Origin of the sequence: Winogradskyella sp., assembly GCF_016744625.1 — a bacterium.
GTDB lineage: Bacteria > Bacteroidota > Bacteroidia > Flavobacteriales > Flavobacteriaceae > Winogradskyella.
This window is the reverse complement of the sequence record NZ_JADGDZ010000001.1, coordinates 79,773-98,617: the sequence shown is the minus strand read 5'-3', so window position 1 is coordinate 98,617 and position 18,845 is coordinate 79,773. Positions and strand designations below refer to the sequence as shown.

The following is an 18,845-nucleotide window of genomic DNA, read 5'->3' as shown; positions in this document are numbered from 1 at the left end:
GTTTTAGGTTAATGAAATACGATTTTAGATATAATAATAGAATTTTGGTCATCCGTCTTCGGTCATCCGTCTTTGGTTTATTCTCTCTTTTCTTTTTTTTCCTTTCTTTTTCAGCATTTGCTCAAGTAAAAACCGAAATTGACACGACCAAAATACGAATCGGTGAGCAAATCAACTATAAAATAAAAGTTGAAGCAGATTCATCTGCCTTAGTTGTCTTTCCCGAAGGGCAAACCTTTATGCCACTAGAAGCCGTTGAAGCCTTAAAAATAGATACTACTAAAAAGGACGCTAAGTTTTTATTATCGAGAATATATAAACTCACGCAATTTGATTCTGGTTCATATATTATTCCAAGACAAAAAATCATCATTGACGAGAAATCATTTTTTACAGATTCTCTCCGTATAGATGTTAATACCATTGTAGTTGATACCACAAAGCAGAAGCTATACGACATTAAGCCTATCATTGAAGTTGAAAAAACTGGAAGCAATTGGTGGAAATGGTTGCTTGGTATATTGTTAGCAATAGCTTTAGTTGCTTTCTTATTGTATTGGTTTATATGGCGAAAAAAACCTTTAACTGAGGAAGAAGAGATAGCCTTATTACCACCTTACGACAGAGCAAAATTAGCCTTACAAAAATTAGATGAAAGTCAATATCTAATCCGTTCAGAAGTAAAAGACTATTATTCTGAATTGACTTTTATAATAAGAAAATATTTAGACGAAAAAGTTTATGATCGCGCTTTAGAAAGTACTACAGACGAATTAATAAGTAGATTGATTTTGTTAAAAGATGGTAACCAGATTCCATTGTCAAAAGATACAATTAAAAACCTCGAATCTATTTTAAAGCGTGCCGATTTGGTAAAATTTGCGAAGTCAGCACCAGACACAGCACTTGCTGAAATGGATAAAGCGACTATTAATAAAGAAATAGATCATGTAAAGGAAAGTTTACCAGAGCCAACAGAAGAAGAAAAATTATTAAATCAACAATACAAAGAAGATCAAGAGCGTAAAAAGAAGCGTCGAAAAGTCATTTTAACGGTTGCTATTTCTGTTTTCCTCCTTATTGCAACTTTCGTTGGTTTCGGAATCAAGTACGGATTTAGTTATGTAAAAGATACAATTATAGGCCACGAAAGTAAAGAGCTTTTAGAAGGTAATTGGGTAGAAAGTGCTTATGGATTTCCGCCAGTTTGGATAGAAACGCCAAAAGTTTTAAAACGTGTGGATTCGCCAGTTCCAGAAGAAGCAAAAGAACAAATGACAATGACAACATTTGTTTATGGAACCTTATTAGATGTTTTTAGTGTAGCCATTAATACTACAACACTTAATGTACCTAAGCAAGAAGCTCAAACCAAGGAGACCAAAAACCCAACATTCGATTTATTAAAAGTTTCAGAATTAAGCATTAAAGGATTTGAGTCTAAAGGAGCAACTGATATAACCGTAAAAAGAGAAAAGTTTAATACACCAAATGCAGCCGAAGGCTTAAAGACTTATGGAACATTAAATATTAAAGTACCAAATACGGATTACGTGATGAATGCTGAATATGCATTATTTATGTTTTCAAATGAAAATGTACTTCAACAGATTATCTTAACATGGCCTGCAGACGATACTTATGCAGATGAAATGGTACAGCGTATTATAGATTCAATAGAACTTAAGTCAGATGAACAAGTAGCTAACGAAGGTGAAGAATGATGTTTGAGAATATAGAATTTTTAAATAAAGAGTTATTCTGGTTGTTATTGCTTTTGCCAATAGCAGTAGTTTGGTACGTTTTTAAGCATAACAAGCAAACCGCTGAGTTAAGAATATCGAGTATTAAAGGATTTAAGATATCATCATCAATATGGTCAAAACTTAGGCATTTGCTTTTTGCATTACGTTTAATTGCTTTGGGATTATTAATAACAGCTTTGGCAAGACCAAGAACAGTTGATGTGTCTACAAAAACCAAAACAACTCGAGGAATAGATATTGTGATGTCTATTGATGTTTCAGCAAGTATGTTAGCCAAGGATTTACGACCAAATAGACTTGAGGCTTTAAAAGAAGTCGCCGCAGATTTTATAGATGGTCGTCCAAATGATAGAATTGGTTTGGTTGAATATGCAGGTGAAGCTTATACAAAAACACCAATTACAAGCGATAAATCTATTGTACAACGATCGCTCAGAGACATAAAATACAATACTATAATTGAAGGAGGAACAGCCATTGGTATGGGATTAGCAACTTCGGTAAACCGTTTAAAAGACAGTAGAGCTAAGAGTAAGGTGATTATCCTTCTTACTGATGGAGTTAATAATTCTGGATTTATTGACCCGAAAATTGCAAGTGAACTTGCTGTGGAATATGGAATCAAGGTTTACACGATAGGATTAGGAACTAATGGAATGGCATTATCTCCAATTGCGATAAACCCAAACGGATCATTTAGATATGGTCGTCAGCAAGTAGAAATTGATGAGAAGCTGCTAAAAGAAATTGCCGAGGTTACAGGTGGAAAGTATTTTAGAGCAACGAACAACAAGAAGTTAGCTGAGATTTATGACGAAATAAATAAGCTAGAAAAAACAGAAATAGAAGAAAAGAAGTATTACAACTACGATGAGAAATATAGATCTCTAGTACTTTTAGCTGGTTTACTTTTATTAATTGAATTACTATTAAGAAATACAATATTTAGAAGCTTTGTTTAGACTCGACGAAAAAATATGGTTTTGGACATTACTGGTTATTCCAGTGATTATTTTGTTGTTTATATTTCTTCAGATATGGAGGCGTTCTGCACAAAAAAAGTTTGCAGATAGTGGATTATTGAAACGTTTAAGTCCTAATCAGTCTTTTTTTAAAAGTGTCTTAAAGGTTTTAGTATTGTGTGGTGCATTTGCATGTTTGTCATTGGCATTGGTAAATCCTAAAATAGGAACCAAACTAGAAACTGTTCGAAGTCAAGGAGTAGATATTGTTTTTGCGGTTGATGTTTCTAAAAGTATGCTTGCGGAAGATATTGCACCAAATCGATTAGAAAAATCAAAACAACTTGTTACTCAAATTATTAATAGTTTAGCTAGCGATCGCGTTGGTATTATTGCTTATGCAGGTAAAGCATTTCCGCAGTTACCAATTACAACGGATTATGCGTCTGCTAAAATGTTTTTACAAAACATGAATACAGATATGTTGTCTTCACAAGGTACAGCAATTCATGAAGCGATTCAATTAGCAAAAACGTATTATGATGACGAAGAGCAAACCAATAGAATCCTAATTATTATCTCAGATGGTGAAGATCATGGTGGTGAAGCCGTAGATATCGCAGAAGAAGCTAATGATGAAGGGATTAGAATATTGACTATTGGAGTTGGTAATATTAAAGGTGGTCCAATCCCAATAAAACGAAATGGAGTTGTATTAAATTATAAGAAGGACAATAAAGGTGAAACTGTAATTACACGTTTAGACGAAACGACTTTAAAAGAGATAGCAGAAGAAACCGATGGAGTTTATATTAATGGAAGCAATACTGCAGAAGTAGTTGATACAATTAAAGATGTGTTAGCTAAAATGGACAAAAAAGAATTTGAATCTAAACAAATTGCAGATTTTAAAGATCAGTTTCAATGGTTTTTAGGGTTGGGAATTCTGTTGCTGTTTATAGATATATTCTTTTTAGAAAGAAAAACAGAATGGCTTAAGAAGTTGAACCTTTTTAATGAAACATATATATAAAGATTATTGTCGTACGAATTAAAACTTTTAAGTTTTAGATTTTCTTTAACGCTAATTAACAAAGGCGTTTGCTAATTTTAAAATGAATAATGATTGAAATAAAGAAATGCTGGTTTTTAATGGTTTTAATACCACTTTTAGGAGTTGGTCAAAACAATCAATTACTGGATTTTGAAAATTTAGTGAACAAGACATGGATTGCTGAAGGAGAATGGTCTAATGGAAGTAAGTTTAAACAAGAAGTAAGTTATACGTTTAACTTAAATAAATCTATTGTTGTAGCAGATTCCAAAGGGTATATCAACAAAGAGCAAACGGAGTATGGTAATAGAAATCATGGAATTAGACAATATAACTCTGTAGAAGACAAAATTGAATTTTGGGAATTTGATGTATTTGGAGGAGTGACCAAAGGCACAGTTCAAATAAAAGATAGAAATATATGGTATCAATATAAGTATGGAGACGCAACAGTTACAGATTGTTGGGAGTACATGGATGATTCCAAATATAAATTCACTGTAGGCAGTTATATTAATGATAAATGGGAGGCGATTTATCTACAAACGGTGTTTAAATTAAAAAATGAGTAAGATGAAAATTTACACACTACTTATTGCATTTTTAATTGGGTTTTCGGGATTCTCACAAGATGAGAAAGCACAATTAAAAGCAGAAAAAAAAGCAACTAATTTGGTTTACAAAGCTAATGAATTGGTTGAAGAAGACAATTACGTTGAGGCAGAAATGGAATATAGAAAAGCCATTTCTGAAGCCCCAAGTAAAGCTGTTGGAGCGTATAATTTGGCGCATTCTTATTTTAGAAAAGGAAGCTTTAATGAATCTTTATTTAGAAGTCAAGAGGCTGCAAAAAATGCAGTAACTAAAGATGAAAAACACAGAGCTTTTCATAACATAGGTAACATTCTAATGCAGAACAAAAAATGTAAAGAAGCTGTAGAAGCTTTTAAAAATGCACTTAGGAATAATCCAAATGATGAAGAGTCACGCTATAATTATGCCTTAGCAAAAGAATGTGCCAACCAACAAGAAGATGGTGGTGGTGAAGACGATAAAAAAGACAAGGATAAAGAAGAAGAAAAGGATAAGGAAGAGGAGCAAAAGAAAGAAGACGAGAAAGAAGACGAAAAAGATAAAAAGGACGAAGGAGATAAGGATAAGAAGGAAGGTGAAGACGAAGAAGATGAAAAAGGGAAGCCTAAGGATGATAAAAAAGATGATGGTAAAGGAGATGACAAGAAAAAAGATAAGAATCAAAAACCCAAACCAAAACCTGGGCAAATGTCTCCTCAGCAGATAAAGAATATTTTAGATGCTATGCAAAATCAAGAACAAAAAGTTCAGCAAAAGATAAATGCCGAAAAACAAAAAGGGACTAAAATAAAAACAGAGAAAGACTGGTAAAATCAGTTACAGTTTAGTGTTCAGCTTGTAGTTATTCAGTTACTATATTCTTTAAATTTTATAGGCATTAAATAAAAATGAAAGTTATTAAACACATATTAATTTTATTCCTAATACTTACAACAAGTATAGCTTCAGCACAAGTTAAGTTTGAAGCTAAAGTGAGTAAGGAAAAAGTTGGTATGAATGAGTATTTCGATGTTTATTTTGTAACTAATATTGATTCAGCCAAATTTACTCCTCCAGATTTCAAGGAGTTTATAATAATGAATAAAAGGATAGCTGTCGCAAATGATTCTATAAAAGCAATAATAAATGGATATGAAAAAGCTATTTATTATCGGGTTGTTCCTAAGAGAGCAGGCAAGTTTTTAATTGGTGAAGCTTGTTTAATTTTTAATAAAAACTTATACAAGACCAAGACTATAGAAATTGAGGTAATAGAAGAGGATTTCTATTACTCAGAAGTAGAAGTCGAGGAAACAAAAGATGAAGAAACAGTAGATTCAAAATTTAATAAAGGAATTCATATAGTAGCAGAAGCATCAGAATCAATGATAAAAGTAAAAGATTCATGCATTATTGTTTATAAGCTTTATGTATCTCCAGAAATTGGTATTTCTGGTTTTCAAGAAAAAAAAGAATCTAAAAATAAGGATTTTGATATTGAGTATATTAAGTCTCATGAAGTTAAAATAAAAAATAAAATTTATAAAAAAGCAAGGTATAGATCAACCGTTATAAAAAAACTGATATTAAAGGCAAAGCAAAAGGGAAAATTTGTAATCCCACCATATGTTCTCAAAATCAAAGCAGAAATTCCTTCTCATAGAAAAGATGAATTTGGTCGTCGTATAATGGAAAAAGTGATTAAAACAATTAAAACAGAAAATGTCATAATTAATGTTATTTGATTATTGAAAATTATTTTATGTAATGAAATTCACAAAACACATATCAATTCTATTCCTAATACTTGCAACAAGTATAGCTTCAGCACAAGTTAAGTTTGAAGCTAAAGTGAGTAAGAAGAAATTAGGAGTAAACGAACGTTTGCGAATAGATTTTGAAATGAACCAAGATGGAGACAACTTTGTACCGCCTAGCTTTAAAGGTTTTACAGTTGTTGGAGGTCCAAATACGTCAGTGAGTAATTCTTGGGCAAACGGAAAACGATCTTATGCTAAAACCTACAGTTATTTTTTAGCACCTAAAAAGCGTGGAAAATTCACAATTAAACAAGCTACAATTGAGATTGGTGGAGAAACGTATAAGACCTTTCCGATAACAATCAATGTTACGGCTGCTGTTGACAGACCTAATGGTCCTCCAGATGCTTCAGATGTCGCATCAGAAAACATTCATTTGGTTGCTGAAGTATCTAAAACAAATCCGTATTTAAATGAAGCTTTAACGGTTGTTTATAAGTTATATGTTTCGGCAGAAACAGGTGTGAGTAATTGGAGAGAAAAGGACAATCCAAGATATAATGATTTTTGGAGTCAGAATATAGAAATTAGGGGACATAATATTCAGAAAGGGAAATATAAAGGCGAAGATTACCGCTATGTAGTGCTCCGTAAAACGGTATTATATCCTCAAAAAACAGGTAAACTAAAATTAGAACCTCTAGTTTTAGATATTACAGTAGAAGTGCCATCTGGCAGAGCAGATATCTTTGGTCGTCAATTAATGACAAAAGTACCTAAAACGGTAACAGCTGGTAGTAGAACAATACATGTGAAAGCATTACCTGAAGAAGGTAAGCCTTCAGACTTTAAGGGCGCAGTTGGTGATTTTTCTTTTAGAGTAAATACAACCAAGAGCCAATTGAATGCAACAGAATCACTTCAAGCAAAGATACAAGTCGCAGGAAAAGGAAATCTTAAACTATTTGAGTTGCCAAAGTTAACAGTGCCAAGTTCTCTAGAAGTCTATGAGCCTGAGCATAAAGAAAATGTACGCACCAACTTAGCCGGAATGCAAGGGACTATTTCAGATACATATACCATTGTTCCACAATACAGAGGGAAATATCCTGTGCCAACAATTTCTTTCTCTTATTTTGATATAAAGACTGAAAGTTATAAGCGTATCTCTTCCGATGAAATTATTATCAATGTTTTAGAAGGTCCTACCGCAGCTAATGATGAACCATCATCAGGTACCAAACAAATAGTTAGACCAAACACAAATGCATTTGCCTTTATAAAAACATCATCAAATTGGTCTAATATTACTAGTCAACCGTTCTTTAAATCAACAAAATTTTGGTCGTTGTTGTTATTTCCATTTTTAGCAATTCCTTTAGCTATTATAATTAGAAAGAAACTAGATGAGCGCAATGCAGATGTACAAGGAAATCGTCTTAGAAAAGCAGATCGATTGGCTAAAAAATATTTAAGTGCAGCCAAAAAAGCACTAGGAAAAAAAGAAGCTTTTTATATTGCTTTAGAAAAAGCATTGCATAATTATTTAAAAGCCAAATTAAATATTGAGACTAGCGATTTTAATAAAGAAAAGATTGAAAAACTACTCACAGAGCGTAATGTTGAAAGTAATGTAATTTTAGAGTTTATTTCAATTTTAGAGAATTGCGAATTGGCACGTTATACACCAATAACGCAAGTAACTATGCAGAATGATTATGAGAAATCTGCAACAACAATCTCATTAATAGATAAACAATTAAGATAATATGAGAACGATTATAGGTCTTTTGATATGTTGTGTTAGTCTATTGGGATTCGCTCAAAATGATCAGGTTTTTGAGCAAGCTAATGGGTTGTATAATGAAGGCAAATATGCTGAAGCAATAGATAAGTATGAATCTATTTTAGAATCAGATATGCATTCTTCAGAGTTGTATTTCAATCTTGCTAATGCTAACTACAAGCTTAATAATATTGCGCCAAGCATCTATTATTATGAAAAAGCGTTGCAGCTCAATCCAAACGATACAGAAATAGAAAACAACTTGGTCTTTGCGCAAAACATGACGATTGATGCTATTGATAAAGTGCCAAAAGTTGGTTTTGCAAGAATTATAAATAATGTAGTTAAGACCTTCAAAAAAGATACTTGGGCAAAAATTGCAATTGGCGGAGTCATTTTGTTTGTGTTACTTTTTTTAATGTACCATTTCTCTTATGCAACATCAAAAAAGCGAATTGCATTTGTAACTAGCGTTTTAAGTTTATTAATCGCATGCTTTTCTGTTGCAATGGCATTTCAAAAGGAGCACTTGGATAAGAAAGACAATCCTGCAATAGTATTTGTTCAAGAAAGCAGAGTAAAATCTGAAGCTAATAAGACTTCAGAAGAAATATTTAGGCTTCATGAAGGCACTAAAATTCAGGTTTTAGAAACTTATGACGATTGGAAAAAGATACAGTTACCAGATAATTCTACAGGATGGATAGCTTCAAAAGACATTAAATTGTTGAGGGATTTTTAGAAATTATTTAACAGTTTGTTAATTTCTTAATACTATATTTGCCGCTTATGCAGAAAAGCACCAAATATAGAGCAGCTATTTTTTTTACCATATTATTTATGGCAATAATTTCAGCTCCTACAGTCATTACATCTATTGATGACTCTGTAGATATTTCTTGTTTTTTTGGCATAGGTGAAGAAGAGGAAGAAAGTGAAAATCTAAAACTTCTTTTCGAAAACAACTTAGAGCTTTCCGATAATCATTTTGTTATTAAAACAAATGGTAATCTTATAGGATATACCTTTAAAACTTATCCTAAACCACATCTTAATTTAATTTCACCACCTCCCGAATTCATTTCATAATTTTTAGAAATCGGACAAAATCTGTCTAAAAAAAATTATTGAAAATTTGCTATTGAGATTACTCTTTAGCTTAAATGAATTTATAAATGTTTAAAACTTTAAAAAATGACATGCCAGCGAGCATTGTCGTATTCTTTGTTGCATTACCCTTATGTTTAGGGATTGCATTAGCCAGTGGAGCTCCACTATTTTCGGGTTTAATAGCCGGAATTATTGGAGGTGTTGTAGTTGGATCTTTAAGTGGTTCTAAAATAGGTGTAAGTGGTCCAGCTGCCGGTTTAGCAGCCATCGTATTAACAGCAATAGGCACTTTAGGGAGTTATGAAAATTTCTTGGTTGCTGTTGTTTTAGGTGGAATTATTCAATTGCTTTTTGGTGTCTTGAAGGCTGGAATCATTGGGTATTATTTTCCGTCATCAGTAATTAAAGGGATGCTTACAGGTATCGGAATTATTATAATCCTAAAGCAAATACCTCACTTTTTCGGTTATGATAAAGCATTCACACTTTTTAAAGGGAGTGGAGAAAGTACGCTATCTCAAATACTAAATACAATAAATCATATTCAACCAGGTTCGGCATTGATAGGATTAATAGCATTGGGAATTTTGTTGTTGTGGAGTAATGTGCTTTCTGAAAAGGGGAAAATTTTTCAAATAGTACAAGGACCATTAGTAGCAGTTGTTTTAGGAATTATTTTCTTTGTTGTAACACAATCTAATGAAAGCTTAGCCATCGCAGAATCACATTTAGTTAGCGTACCAGTACCAGATGGTTTTGATTCTTTTATTGGGCAATTTAGTTTTCCAAATTTCTCAGCTATTACCAATCCTGAAGTTTGGATTGTGGCTTTTACTATTGCATTAGTTGCTAGTTTAGAGACGCTATTGTGTGTTGAGGCTACAGATAAATTAGATCCTCATAAAAACGTAACACCAACCAACCGAGAGTTATTGGCTCAAGGAACAGGAAATGTCTTATCGGGCTTAATTGGAGGACTACCAATTACACAAGTTATTGTGAGGAGCTCTGCTAACATACAATCTGGTGGTAGAGGTAAAATGTCTGCTATTATTCATGGGTTTTTATTATTAATTTCTGTGATATTAATTCCTAGGTTATTAAATATGATTCCATTGTCTGTATTAGCGGCAGTACTTTTAATCGTCGGTTATAAATTAGCAAAGCCATCATTATTTAAAAAGATGTACGACTTAGGTTGGAAACAGTCAATTCCGTTTACAGTTACAGTTTTTGGGATTGTTTTTATCGATTTATTATGGGGAATTGGTTTAGGTTTAACTGTTGGAGTTGTTGTGATTTTGATTAAAAGTTTTCAAAACTCACACTTCTTGCATAAAGAAGGAGAAGATATTGATGATGGAAAAATAAAAATGACCTTGGCTGAAGAAGTAACATTTTTTAATAAAGGAGCAATTCTTAAAGAATTAGATGCATTACCTAAAGATTCCTATTTAGAACTCGATGTTACTAAAACAAGATATTTAGATAATGATATTATTGAAATTTTAGATGATTTTGCTTTTAAAGCTAAAGAACGAAATATTGATATAAATTTAATTTCAGAAAGAGGAATTGTTGAAAACCCAGATAGTTTTATTGAATTTTTTAAACTAAGACCAAAAATCGCATAATATCAAAACTATGAAATCTTTAAAGTTAGGTATTCTGTCAATAATGCTTTTGATGTTTTTTCACCCAAATAAGATAGAGGCTCAAGATAATAATCTGGGCAATTGGCTCATTTATATTGGTAATAAAAAGCTCAATAAAAAATGGAATATCCACAACGAAGTGCAATACAGAAATTACAATGCTGCTGGTGATTTAGAGCAGTTGCTATTGCGCACAGGATTAGGTTATAACATTACTGATAATAGTAACCTATTACTAGGTTATGGCTATATTTTATCTAAAAATTATATAAGTGAAACTGATGATAAAGTAACTGTAAATGAACATCGTATTTTTCAGCAATTTGCAACAAAGCAAAGTCTAGGTAAAGTAGGTTTAAGCCATCGTTACCGTTTTGAACAGCGTTTTGTAGAAGATGATTTTAAAATGCGTTTGCGTTATTTTCTAGGAATTAATATCCCATTGCAATATAAAGAAGAGAGAAAAAATCCTTTGTATCTTTCAATTTATAATGAGATATTTTTAAATACGAGATCATTTGTATTTGATAGAAATAGAGTCTATGGTGGTTTGGGATATAAGTTCTCAGAAAACCTTAGGCTAGAACTAGGTTATATGAATCAGTTTTTTGAAACCTCAGGAAGAGATCAAATTAATCTGATTGCGTTCGTTAATTTCTAAGCTAAAGATGAATTTAAAAAGGTTAATTTTTTTAAATTTAAGTTAATTAATAAAAACCACTAAAAACTAAACTATGAAGAACTTATTTTCAAATATCAAAGGCGATGCATTTGGCGGCATTACTGCAGGAATTGTCGCATTACCTTTAGCTTTAGCATTTGGAGTGTCTTCTGGTTTAGGACCTGAAGCTGGATTATATGGCGCAATATTCATAAGTTTTTTCGCAGCATTATTTGGTGGAACAGCAACTCAAATTTCTGGACCAACCGCACCAATGACTGCAGTAAGTATGGTCATTATTGCAGGTATCGTAGCAGCAAATGATGGTAGTGTAGAAAAAGCATTACCAGCCATATTAACTGTATTCTTACTAGCAGGTTTAATACAAATTGGATTAGGACTAATTGGTATAGGTAAATATATTAGGTATATCCCTTATCCAGTAGTTTCTGGATTTATGACTGCTATTGGTTTAATAATTCTTTTAACTCAAATATTACCATCTGTAGGTTATTACCCAAAAGAAGACCAAGCATATGTAGAGCAGTTTAAACCACAAGCAGAAGAGGTAATTCTTGAAAATATTTTAAAAGAAGAAGCTGGTGAAGGAATTTTAGTCCTTGAAAACTTTAAAGAAACCATTGATAGAGCTCATAAAATTTCACCAGAACAAATTTTAAATGAATCTAAAACTCTGGCAGCAAAAGAAGCGTCTGGTACTCTTGGCGCACTTAAAGTATTGCCAAGAGCTTTAAAGAATATTAAGTGGTTAGAATTGTTTTTAGCATTAGGTACCATATTTATTATTTACGGTTTTAAGCGGATTACTAAAGTGGTTCCAAGTACTTTAGTTGCATTGGTCGTTATGTCTGGGATAGCCTATGGTTTTAACTTAGGATATGAACCAATTTCTGAAATTCCTGGAGGTATTCCAATTCCAAAACTAGAAATGTTTACAAGCTTTAGTTTAGGGAGTATTACACCATATATTTTTACAGCACTTGCATTGTCATTATTAGGGGCAATAGATTCTTTATTGACAAGTGTGGTTGCCGATAATATGACTAAAACCAAGCACAAGCCAAATAAGGAGTTAATTGGTCAAGGTATAGGTAATAGTATTGCAGCTGTTTTTGGTGGTATTCCTGGAGCAGGAGCTACAATTAGAACGGTTGTAAATATTAATGCTGGTGGTAAGACAAAGTTATCTGGTATGATTGCCGGTATTATGTTATTAGTTATTATGCTTGCATTAGGACCTATAGCATCTAAAATTCCCGCAGCAGTTTTAGCAGGTATTTTAATAACAGTTGGAATAGGTGTTATGGATTATAAAGGGCTAAAAGCAATTCCAAGTTTACCAAGAGACATTAAATTTAAATTTTTACCATTTAAATTTAGCTCAGAAGTATTAATAATGCTTGTTGTATTAGTGTTATCAACTTTTTGGGATTTAATTTATGCAGTTGGTATCGGTTTAGTGATAGCGTCTTTAATGTTCATGAAGAAAATAGGTGACTTAACTGCAGAACGTTCTGATGTGAAATCGTTAAAAGAAGAAGCTTGGCCAGATGAAGGGAATTTTCCTAAGAATTTAAAAGAAGAAGTTTTTATTAAACATCTTAAAGGGCCTTTATTTTTTGGATCAACAAGCGATTTTCAAGCGTTAACAGAACAGATTCCAAAAACAGCAAGAACGGTTATTCTAAGACTAGGACGTATGCAGTATATGGATCAATCTGGTTTATATGCTATGGAAGATATGCTTCAAGATCTTAAAAAGAATGATGTTGAAGTTTTATTCGTTGGCCTTTTAAAACAACCGCGTTATATGATGGAGCGTATTGATATTATTCCAGATTTTATTCCGAATGAACACATTTTTGAAGATTTCAAATCCTGTCTACAGTGGATTAAAACAAATGTAGAAGACAAATATTAACAAACTCTCAGTATTGAGAATAAAACAAAAACAAACATGAAAAATATAGCAATAACAAAAGACGTACAAGGAGCATTAACACCAAATGATGTATTACAAGATTTATTAAAAGGGAATAACCGCTTTGTAAATGGAAGTTTACAAGGTGCGGATAATGCTGCATTAGTAAACCAAACAATAGAGGGGCAATTCCCAAAAGCAGTGGTTTTATCTTGTATAGATTCTCGCGTACCAGTAGAAACAGTTTTAGACCAAGCTATTGGCGATATTTTTGTTGCAAGAGTAGCAGGCAATTTTGAAAATATAGATATTCTAGGAAGCTTAGAATACTCATGTAATGTTGCTGGTAGTAAATTAATTCTTGTGTTAGGTCACGAAAGTTGTGGAGCTGTTAAAGCAGCTTGTGATGGAGTAGAGTTAGGCAATATTACAGCAATGCTAAATAACATTATGCCTGCAGTTAGAAAATCTGCAGATGAGGTTGATGGTGAAGCCAATTCTTCTAATAAAGAATTTGTAGCTAAAACTGTTGAGAATAATGTACGAATGACTATAGATCGTATCAGAGAGAAAAGCCAGATCTTAACAGAGATGGAAGATAATGGAGAAATTTCTATTGTTGGAGGAGTGTATAGCCTTCATACTGGAAAAGTAGAAATGCTATAATTGAAAAAATGATAAATTGGAAAAGCCATTCGTTAGAGTGGCTTTTTTTATGCCTCTTCCTCAGGATTTTCTTCTGTTTCACTCTTAATGAGATTTGGGAAAATCATTGGTGCTAAGGACTTCACAGGTTTATAAAGAATACTTTCTTCTAAATCTTCTTTATCCATAAAAGGAAGGGTATTATTTAATTTATTGAAAACAATAAGAAGAACACTAAGTATCAATCCTATTTTAAGCACACCAAAAACACCACCTGCAAGCTTATTTATAATTCCTAGAGCAGCAAAATCTGCCAATTTGGTTAATGCTTTCCCTGCTAAACTAATAGCTAAAACAATAATCACAAAGGTGATAGCGAAAGCTACGATATTGATGGTTTTTTCGGCCCAATCTACTTTAGATTCTAAAAATCCAGCAGCAAAACCACTAAAATGAATTGCGCCATAAACACCCAAAACTAAGGCAACTAATGATGCTACTTCAACGAAAAGGCCTTTCATGGCTCCACGAATAAGTCCAAATAACAATAAGGCTCCTAAAACAATGTCAATGATACTCATAATACTAGCGGTTTAGGCAAAAGTACATTAACTTTGCCAATTCTATAACGCAGAAAGTGTTAGATAAATTATGGCAAGAGACGAACAATTAAAAGAGCGATGGGATTTGGTAGTAGAAAAACTCTCTAATCAATTCGCTGATGGTGACCGTTTAGATTTAGATTCTATTATTTATCTTATTGGTGTTCAGGAGCTTGGGCAAATACACCGCGAGTATAAAAAAGATCACAAACTAGATTTAATGCATATTGCTATTTGCAAAGTATTAGAGCCTTATGGTTTTTATGAATTTGATTTTGTTGATGACGATGGTTGGCCACATTATAAAGTATTAGCACAATTACCACATCTTAAAGCAGGAGAACAGAGTGTTTTAATGAAGGAAGCTATTGTGAACTATTTTGTGGAAACAGAATATATCAATTAAGATTTTATAAATTTGCAGATTGAATTAAGCATATCATGATAGACAAGATAAAAGAACTTATAGCAGAAGCAGAAAGTTTTAAAGCACAATCCAAGGAAGAGGTTGAAGTTTTTAGAATTAAATATTTAGGATCAAAAGGATTACTAAAGCAGTGTTTTGCTGAGTTTAAAAATGTTGCAAACGATCAGAAGAAGGAATTTGGACAAACCATTAATCAGTTAAAGAAAACAGCTGAAGATAAAGTTAATACTCTAAAAGAAACTTTTGAAAATCAAGAAGAGGATAAAGGAGTTTATGGTGATTTGTCTCGTCCTGGCGAACCTATTGCTTTAGGTGCACGTCATCCAATTTCCATTGTTAAAAATCAGATTATAGATATCTTTTCTCGTATTGGGTTTAATGTGAGTGAAGGTCCAGAGATTGAAGATGATTGGCATAACTTTACAGCTTTGAATTTACCAGAATATCATCCAGCACGAGATATGCAGGATACCTTCTTTATTCAGACTAATCCAGATATTTTATTACGTACACATACCAGTTCGGTACAAGTGCGTTATATGGAAAATAATAAACCACCAATTCGTACAATTTCACCAGGCCGTGTGTATCGTAACGAAGCTATTTCCGCACGTTCGCATTGTTTCTTCCACCAAGTAGAAGGATTGTACATTGATAAGGATGTAAGTTTTGCAGATTTAAAGCAAACACTTCAATATTTCACAACCGAGATGTTTGGGAAGTCTAAAATCAGATTGCGACCATCTTACTTTCCATTTACAGAACCAAGTGCTGAGGTAGATGTATATTGGGGACTTGAGACTGAAACTGATTATAAGATTACAAAAGGAACAGGTTGGTTAGAAATTATGGGTTGTGGTATGGTAGATCCTAATGTTTTAGAAAACTGCGGAATTGATTCTAAAGAATATTCAGGTTTTGCTTTTGGTATGGGAATAGATCGTATTGCGATGTTGCTTAATCAAATTAGTGATATTCGTTTGTTGAGTGAGAATGATGTGCGTTTCTTGGAGCAGTTTAAGTCAGCATTATAAGCTTTGAAAAAAGACATAAAAATTCCAGAAGTAAAAGATGTGCACGTTGCTGTGGTACACGAAGAGCATCCAGAATATAAAACTCAAGATTGGAATGCCTATATCATTAATAATAGTGAAACAGATTTAGAAACGGTTCTCATAGTTTCTCAAGGCTATACAGATAAAAAAATGACGCCTCCTATGCGTCATACAATTACAAAACTACCAGCAAGAAGCTACGCTAAGATTGAATACATCCAAGAAAAAGTATTAGAACTGAACAACTCATTTAAGATTACGTTTTTTGAAGGCAACCAAATGTTTGACAAAACGTATTTGTTTAGAAAGAATACTATTAATGAAAAGGCTTTACAGAATCTACCTTTGATGCAATTCAAAGGAGTTTTGGTGAAGTAATGGAAATTTCATTACGAGGAACGCAGTGACGTGGTAATCTGTCTATAGATTATGAGATTACCACAGTTGACAAAAAAAGTCAACTTCGCAATGACGGAAAATTTCAAGCTTCGTTCTTCCAACTTCGAACTTTTAGTCGAGCTTCTCCGTCAACTTCTTAAATACTTTCTTAGGATTTTTGTTCTCATAAAGAATAGAATGAACCGCATTGATAATAGGCATTTGCGTTTTCTTAATGTTTTTCTCATTCAGTAAAAACGCACTTTTAGTAGCGTAATAGCCTTCAGCAACCATATTCATTTCCATTTGAGCAGATTTTACAGTATAACCTTTACCAATCATGTTCCCAAACATTCTATTTCGGGAAAACACCGAATATCCAGTTACTAATAAATCACCCAAATAAGCTGAGTTATTAATGTTGCGCTTCATCTTATGCATCTTTTTAATAAAACGTTTCATTTCGCGAATCGCATTACTCATCAATACACTCTGAAAGTTGTCTCCGTATCCTAATCCATGTGCAATTCCGGCAGCAATAGCATAAATATTTTTCAACATTACAGCATACTCTACTCCAATAATATCATCACTGATTTTTGTTTTAATGTAATTGCTAGATAAGTTATCTGCTATGGCTTGTGCTTTTTCAGCATCAGCACAAGAAATGGTTAGGTAAGATAAACGCTCTAAAGCAACCTCTTCGGCATGGCAAGGACCAGCAATAACGGCAATATTTTCAAACGGGATATTATATTCATCATGAAAATGCTCACCAACTAATTTTCCTGTTTCTGGTAAAATACCTTTTACAGCAGATACAATTGTTTTATTACTAATATCTGTATTGAGCTTTTCTAATTCAGCATGTATAAAAGCAGAAGGAATTACAAAAATGAGAACATCTGCCCAATCTGCAATTTCGTTGATGTCATTGCTCAGTTTTAACTGTTCTGTATGAAATTCAACAGAACTCAAATAACTAGGATTATGTTGTTCTTTTAAGATATGTTCTTTAGCATATACACTTCGCATATACCAGCCAACTTCATTTAAGTTTTCGCAAAGCATTTTTACAATGGCAGTGGCCCAACTTCCGGCTCCAAACACAGCATATTTTGTAGTATCACTCATAGAATTGTTGTCAATTAGGTATATCAAAAATAAGGAAACTTTTATGGAATGACTAATGATATGATATGCACGTAAAGTATAATAAAATGAAGATTCTTAAGGTTATTTTAGATTCTGAAACAAGTTCAGAATGATAAACGATTCGGACTTTGGCATACGTTTTGAATATCTATAAGTATTAACCCTAAAAACCGTTAGATTATGAAGACGATAAAATTATTACTAGGATTTGCAATAAGTGCAACACTATTCACCTCGTGTTATGTAGAGGAACAACATATAAACGATAATGGACCATCTATTTCATTAAATCAGTTATTACAATCGTACGATTTGTGGTATGTAGATATTAATGCAACTCAAGGTTATGGTGAAACTCCGTTTTTACAAATTGCGTTTACGCTGACTTTTGATAATGGTCGTATGTATGCTAATAATAATTTAGTTGGCTTTGGAAGCCAAGGTGGAGGTTATGGTGTACAGATTGGAAACTATGATGCTTATGATATGATATTAGATGTAGATCATATAATTGATGGCTTTGATAGTTTTGATGTTTACCAAGTTGATAATAACACAATTGAATTGTACAACCCTTATAATGATACCTCTTATTTTTTAGATGGTTATCAGCGTTCAACGTTTGATTACGATTTTATATTCTATGATAACATTCATTATTTTTTACAAGAATATGAAGCTTGGGAGAAAACCTATACTAGTGAGTTTGGTGCCTTAAATGAATTTGATAACGAAAACTATTTACAGTTCTTATCTGGTGGAAATGATTCTACTTTTAGAAGTTCTCAAGATGGAAACATAAGCAATCCAAATAATATATACTGGGATTATACAGGAGTCTATGGTGTTGGAGATATTACAGGAAATATGTACCTAAAAACATTAACATTAGATTATGATTTCTTTGACAATGAATTCTTTGAACTCAGCGTTATTGATGATGGAACGATAGAGTTGTTCCATGCAGACTCAGGTACAGTATATGAGTTTCAAGGACAAGGTTACATCGCTTATTACAGAACTTCTAATACCGAAGGAAGAGTATTTAAGCAAGAGGATAAGCCTAAAAAACGTAAACAAAAAACAAAAAGGATAGATAATCCTAGAGAAAATAAGAGAAACACCTAATAATTAATTTAAATTATAAGGAAGAATATAAATTTAGGTGTTCCATGTGACATTTGAAAAACAATAAAACAGGAACACATGAAGCTAAATTTTGGTTGGTTATTTAGTTTCAAAACGCTCAGATAAAGCACTTGCTTTTCTGGGCGTTTTCTATTTTAATTATAAATGTAACTTTTACATATAAAT

The 18,845-nt window shown here is 32.5% G+C and carries 19 protein-coding genes; 17 read left to right on the top strand and 2 right to left on the bottom strand.

The window, feature by feature from the left end:
- Positions 1–11 precede the first annotated feature (11 nt).
- The 13 genes from QZZ53_RS00400 to QZZ53_RS00340 all read left to right on the top strand — a co-directional run bounded on the left by QZZ53_RS00400 (position 12) and on the right by QZZ53_RS00340 (position 13,935).
- Positions 12–1,724: a hypothetical protein gene (locus QZZ53_RS00400; RefSeq protein ID WP_296380280.1), complete on the top strand. Its 1,713-nt coding sequence runs from the start codon at positions 12–14 to the stop codon at positions 1,722–1,724.
- On the top strand, positions 1,724–2,728 hold the full coding sequence (locus tag QZZ53_RS00395; protein ID WP_296380339.1) for a VWA domain-containing protein: 1,005 nt from the start codon (positions 1,724–1,726) through the stop codon (positions 2,726–2,728). The genes QZZ53_RS00400 and QZZ53_RS00395 overlap by 1 nt, the downstream gene beginning before the upstream one ends.
- Complete coding sequence (locus QZZ53_RS00390; protein ID WP_296380279.1) at positions 2,721–3,761, top strand: VWA domain-containing protein; 1,041 nt, start codon at positions 2,721–2,723, stop codon at positions 3,759–3,761. Before QZZ53_RS00395 ends, QZZ53_RS00390 begins: the two co-directional genes overlap by 8 nt.
- Positions 3,762–3,850: 89 nt before the next feature.
- Complete coding sequence (locus tag QZZ53_RS00385) at positions 3,851–4,354, top strand: hypothetical protein (protein ID WP_296380278.1); 504 nt, start codon at positions 3,851–3,853, stop codon at positions 4,352–4,354.
- A gap of 1 nt (position 4,355) precedes the next feature.
- Entirely contained in the window at positions 4,356–5,186 is an 831-nt protein-coding gene (locus QZZ53_RS00380; protein WP_296380276.1) for an aerotolerance regulator BatC, read from the top strand.
- 77 nt (positions 5,187–5,263) lie between these two features.
- Positions 5,264–6,100, top strand: coding sequence for a BatD family protein (locus QZZ53_RS00375; protein WP_296380273.1), 837 nt, complete (start codon positions 5,264–5,266; stop codon positions 6,098–6,100).
- Between the two features lie 22 nt (positions 6,101–6,122).
- On the top strand, positions 6,123–7,883 hold the full coding sequence (locus QZZ53_RS00370; protein ID WP_296380271.1) for a BatD family protein: 1,761 nt from the start codon (positions 6,123–6,125) through the stop codon (positions 7,881–7,883).
- Position 7,884: 1 nt separating this feature from the next.
- A complete protein-coding gene (locus QZZ53_RS00365; protein ID WP_296380269.1) occupies positions 7,885–8,643 on the top strand; it encodes a tetratricopeptide repeat protein in 759 nt (252 codons plus the stop codon).
- Positions 8,644–8,741: 98 nt separating this feature from the next.
- The gene (locus QZZ53_RS00360; RefSeq protein ID WP_296380267.1) at positions 8,742–8,990 is read left to right on the top strand and encodes a hypothetical protein; all 249 of its coding nucleotides are present in this window, start codon (positions 8,742–8,744) and stop codon (positions 8,988–8,990) included.
- 86 nt (positions 8,991–9,076) lie between these two features.
- Complete coding sequence (locus tag QZZ53_RS00355; protein ID WP_296380265.1) at positions 9,077–10,645, top strand: SulP family inorganic anion transporter; 1,569 nt, start codon at positions 9,077–9,079, stop codon at positions 10,643–10,645.
- A 43-nt stretch (positions 10,646–10,688) separates the two neighbouring features.
- Positions 10,689–11,327, top strand: a complete 639-nt coding sequence (locus tag QZZ53_RS00350; RefSeq protein WP_296380336.1) for a DUF2490 domain-containing protein — start codon at positions 10,689–10,691, stop codon at positions 11,325–11,327.
- A gap of 73 nt (positions 11,328–11,400) precedes the next feature.
- Complete coding sequence (locus tag QZZ53_RS00345; protein WP_296380262.1) at positions 11,401–13,269, top strand: SulP family inorganic anion transporter; 1,869 nt, start codon at positions 11,401–11,403, stop codon at positions 13,267–13,269.
- 36 nt (positions 13,270–13,305) lie between these two features.
- Positions 13,306–13,935, top strand: coding sequence for a carbonic anhydrase family protein (locus tag QZZ53_RS00340; protein ID WP_296380260.1), 630 nt, complete (start codon positions 13,306–13,308; stop codon positions 13,933–13,935).
- A gap of 47 nt (positions 13,936–13,982) precedes the next feature.
- On the opposite strand, the gene QZZ53_RS00335 is transcribed toward QZZ53_RS00340, so the two are convergent.
- Positions 13,983–14,495: a CvpA family protein gene (locus tag QZZ53_RS00335; RefSeq protein WP_296380258.1), complete on the bottom strand. Its 513-nt coding sequence runs from the start codon at positions 14,493–14,495 to the stop codon at positions 13,983–13,985.
- A gap of 70 nt (positions 14,496–14,565) precedes the next feature.
- Here QZZ53_RS00335 and QZZ53_RS00330 point away from each other — a divergent pair, with 70 nt between their 5' ends.
- From QZZ53_RS00330 to QZZ53_RS00320, 3 genes are read left to right on the top strand one after another with little or no spacing between them, the layout of a single operon-like run.
- Positions 14,566–14,922, top strand: coding sequence for a hypothetical protein (locus QZZ53_RS00330; protein WP_296380255.1), 357 nt, complete (start codon positions 14,566–14,568; stop codon positions 14,920–14,922).
- Between the two features lie 35 nt (positions 14,923–14,957).
- Positions 14,958–15,977, top strand: coding sequence for a phenylalanine--tRNA ligase subunit alpha (pheS, locus tag QZZ53_RS00325; RefSeq protein WP_296380253.1), 1,020 nt, complete (start codon positions 14,958–14,960; stop codon positions 15,975–15,977).
- Between the two features lie 3 nt (positions 15,978–15,980).
- Positions 15,981–16,376, top strand: a complete 396-nt coding sequence (locus tag QZZ53_RS00320; protein ID WP_296380252.1) for a hypothetical protein — start codon at positions 15,981–15,983, stop codon at positions 16,374–16,376.
- A 132-nt stretch (positions 16,377–16,508) separates the two neighbouring features.
- Here QZZ53_RS00320 and QZZ53_RS00315 read toward each other — a convergent pair whose 3' ends face one another.
- The gene (locus QZZ53_RS00315) at positions 16,509–17,510 is read right to left on the bottom strand and encodes an NAD(P)H-dependent glycerol-3-phosphate dehydrogenase (protein WP_296380250.1); all 1,002 of its coding nucleotides are present in this window, start codon (positions 17,508–17,510) and stop codon (positions 16,509–16,511) included.
- Positions 17,511–17,711: 201 nt separating this feature from the next.
- Between QZZ53_RS00315 and QZZ53_RS00310 the strand changes: the two genes are divergently transcribed.
- Positions 17,712–18,659, top strand: coding sequence for a nicotinic acid mononucleotide adenyltransferase (locus QZZ53_RS00310; RefSeq protein WP_296380248.1), 948 nt, complete (start codon positions 17,712–17,714; stop codon positions 18,657–18,659).
- Positions 18,660–18,845 lie beyond the last annotated feature (186 nt).

Excerpts from the sequence above, each read along its gene's own strand:
- QZZ53_RS00400 (WP_296380280.1), top strand. The coding sequence starts at position 12 with ATGAAATACGATTTTAGATATAATAATAGAATTTTGGTCATCCGTCTT.
- QZZ53_RS00395 (WP_296380339.1), top strand. The coding sequence starts at position 1,724 with ATGTTTGAGAATATAGAATTTTTAAATAAAGAGTTATTCTGGTTGTTA.
- QZZ53_RS00385 (WP_296380278.1), top strand. The coding sequence starts at position 3,851 with ATGATTGAAATAAAGAAATGCTGGTTTTTAATGGTTTTAATACCACTT.
- QZZ53_RS00380 (WP_296380276.1), top strand. The coding sequence starts at position 4,356 with ATGAAAATTTACACACTACTTATTGCATTTTTAATTGGGTTTTCGGGA.
- QZZ53_RS00375 (WP_296380273.1), top strand. The coding sequence starts at position 5,264 with ATGAAAGTTATTAAACACATATTAATTTTATTCCTAATACTTACAACA.
- QZZ53_RS00370 (WP_296380271.1), top strand. The coding sequence starts at position 6,123 with ATGAAATTCACAAAACACATATCAATTCTATTCCTAATACTTGCAACA.
- QZZ53_RS00365 (WP_296380269.1), top strand. The coding sequence starts at position 7,885 with ATGAGAACGATTATAGGTCTTTTGATATGTTGTGTTAGTCTATTGGGA.
- QZZ53_RS00360 (WP_296380267.1), top strand. The coding sequence starts at position 8,742 with ATGGCAATAATTTCAGCTCCTACAGTCATTACATCTATTGATGACTCT.
- QZZ53_RS00355 (WP_296380265.1), top strand. The coding sequence starts at position 9,077 with ATGTTTAAAACTTTAAAAAATGACATGCCAGCGAGCATTGTCGTATTC.
- QZZ53_RS00350 (WP_296380336.1), top strand. The coding sequence starts at position 10,689 with ATGCTTTTGATGTTTTTTCACCCAAATAAGATAGAGGCTCAAGATAAT.
- QZZ53_RS00345 (WP_296380262.1), top strand. The coding sequence starts at position 11,401 with ATGAAGAACTTATTTTCAAATATCAAAGGCGATGCATTTGGCGGCATT.
- QZZ53_RS00340 (WP_296380260.1), top strand. The coding sequence starts at position 13,306 with ATGAAAAATATAGCAATAACAAAAGACGTACAAGGAGCATTAACACCA.
- QZZ53_RS00335 (WP_296380258.1), bottom strand. The coding sequence starts at position 14,495 with ATGAGTATCATTGACATTGTTTTAGGAGCCTTATTGTTATTTGGACTT.
- QZZ53_RS00330 (WP_296380255.1), top strand. The coding sequence starts at position 14,566 with ATGGCAAGAGACGAACAATTAAAAGAGCGATGGGATTTGGTAGTAGAA.
- pheS (WP_296380253.1), top strand. The coding sequence starts at position 14,958 with ATGATAGACAAGATAAAAGAACTTATAGCAGAAGCAGAAAGTTTTAAA.
- QZZ53_RS00315 (WP_296380250.1), bottom strand. The coding sequence starts at position 17,510 with ATGAGTGATACTACAAAATATGCTGTGTTTGGAGCCGGAAGTTGGGCC.
- QZZ53_RS00310 (WP_296380248.1), top strand. The coding sequence starts at position 17,712 with ATGAAGACGATAAAATTATTACTAGGATTTGCAATAAGTGCAACACTA.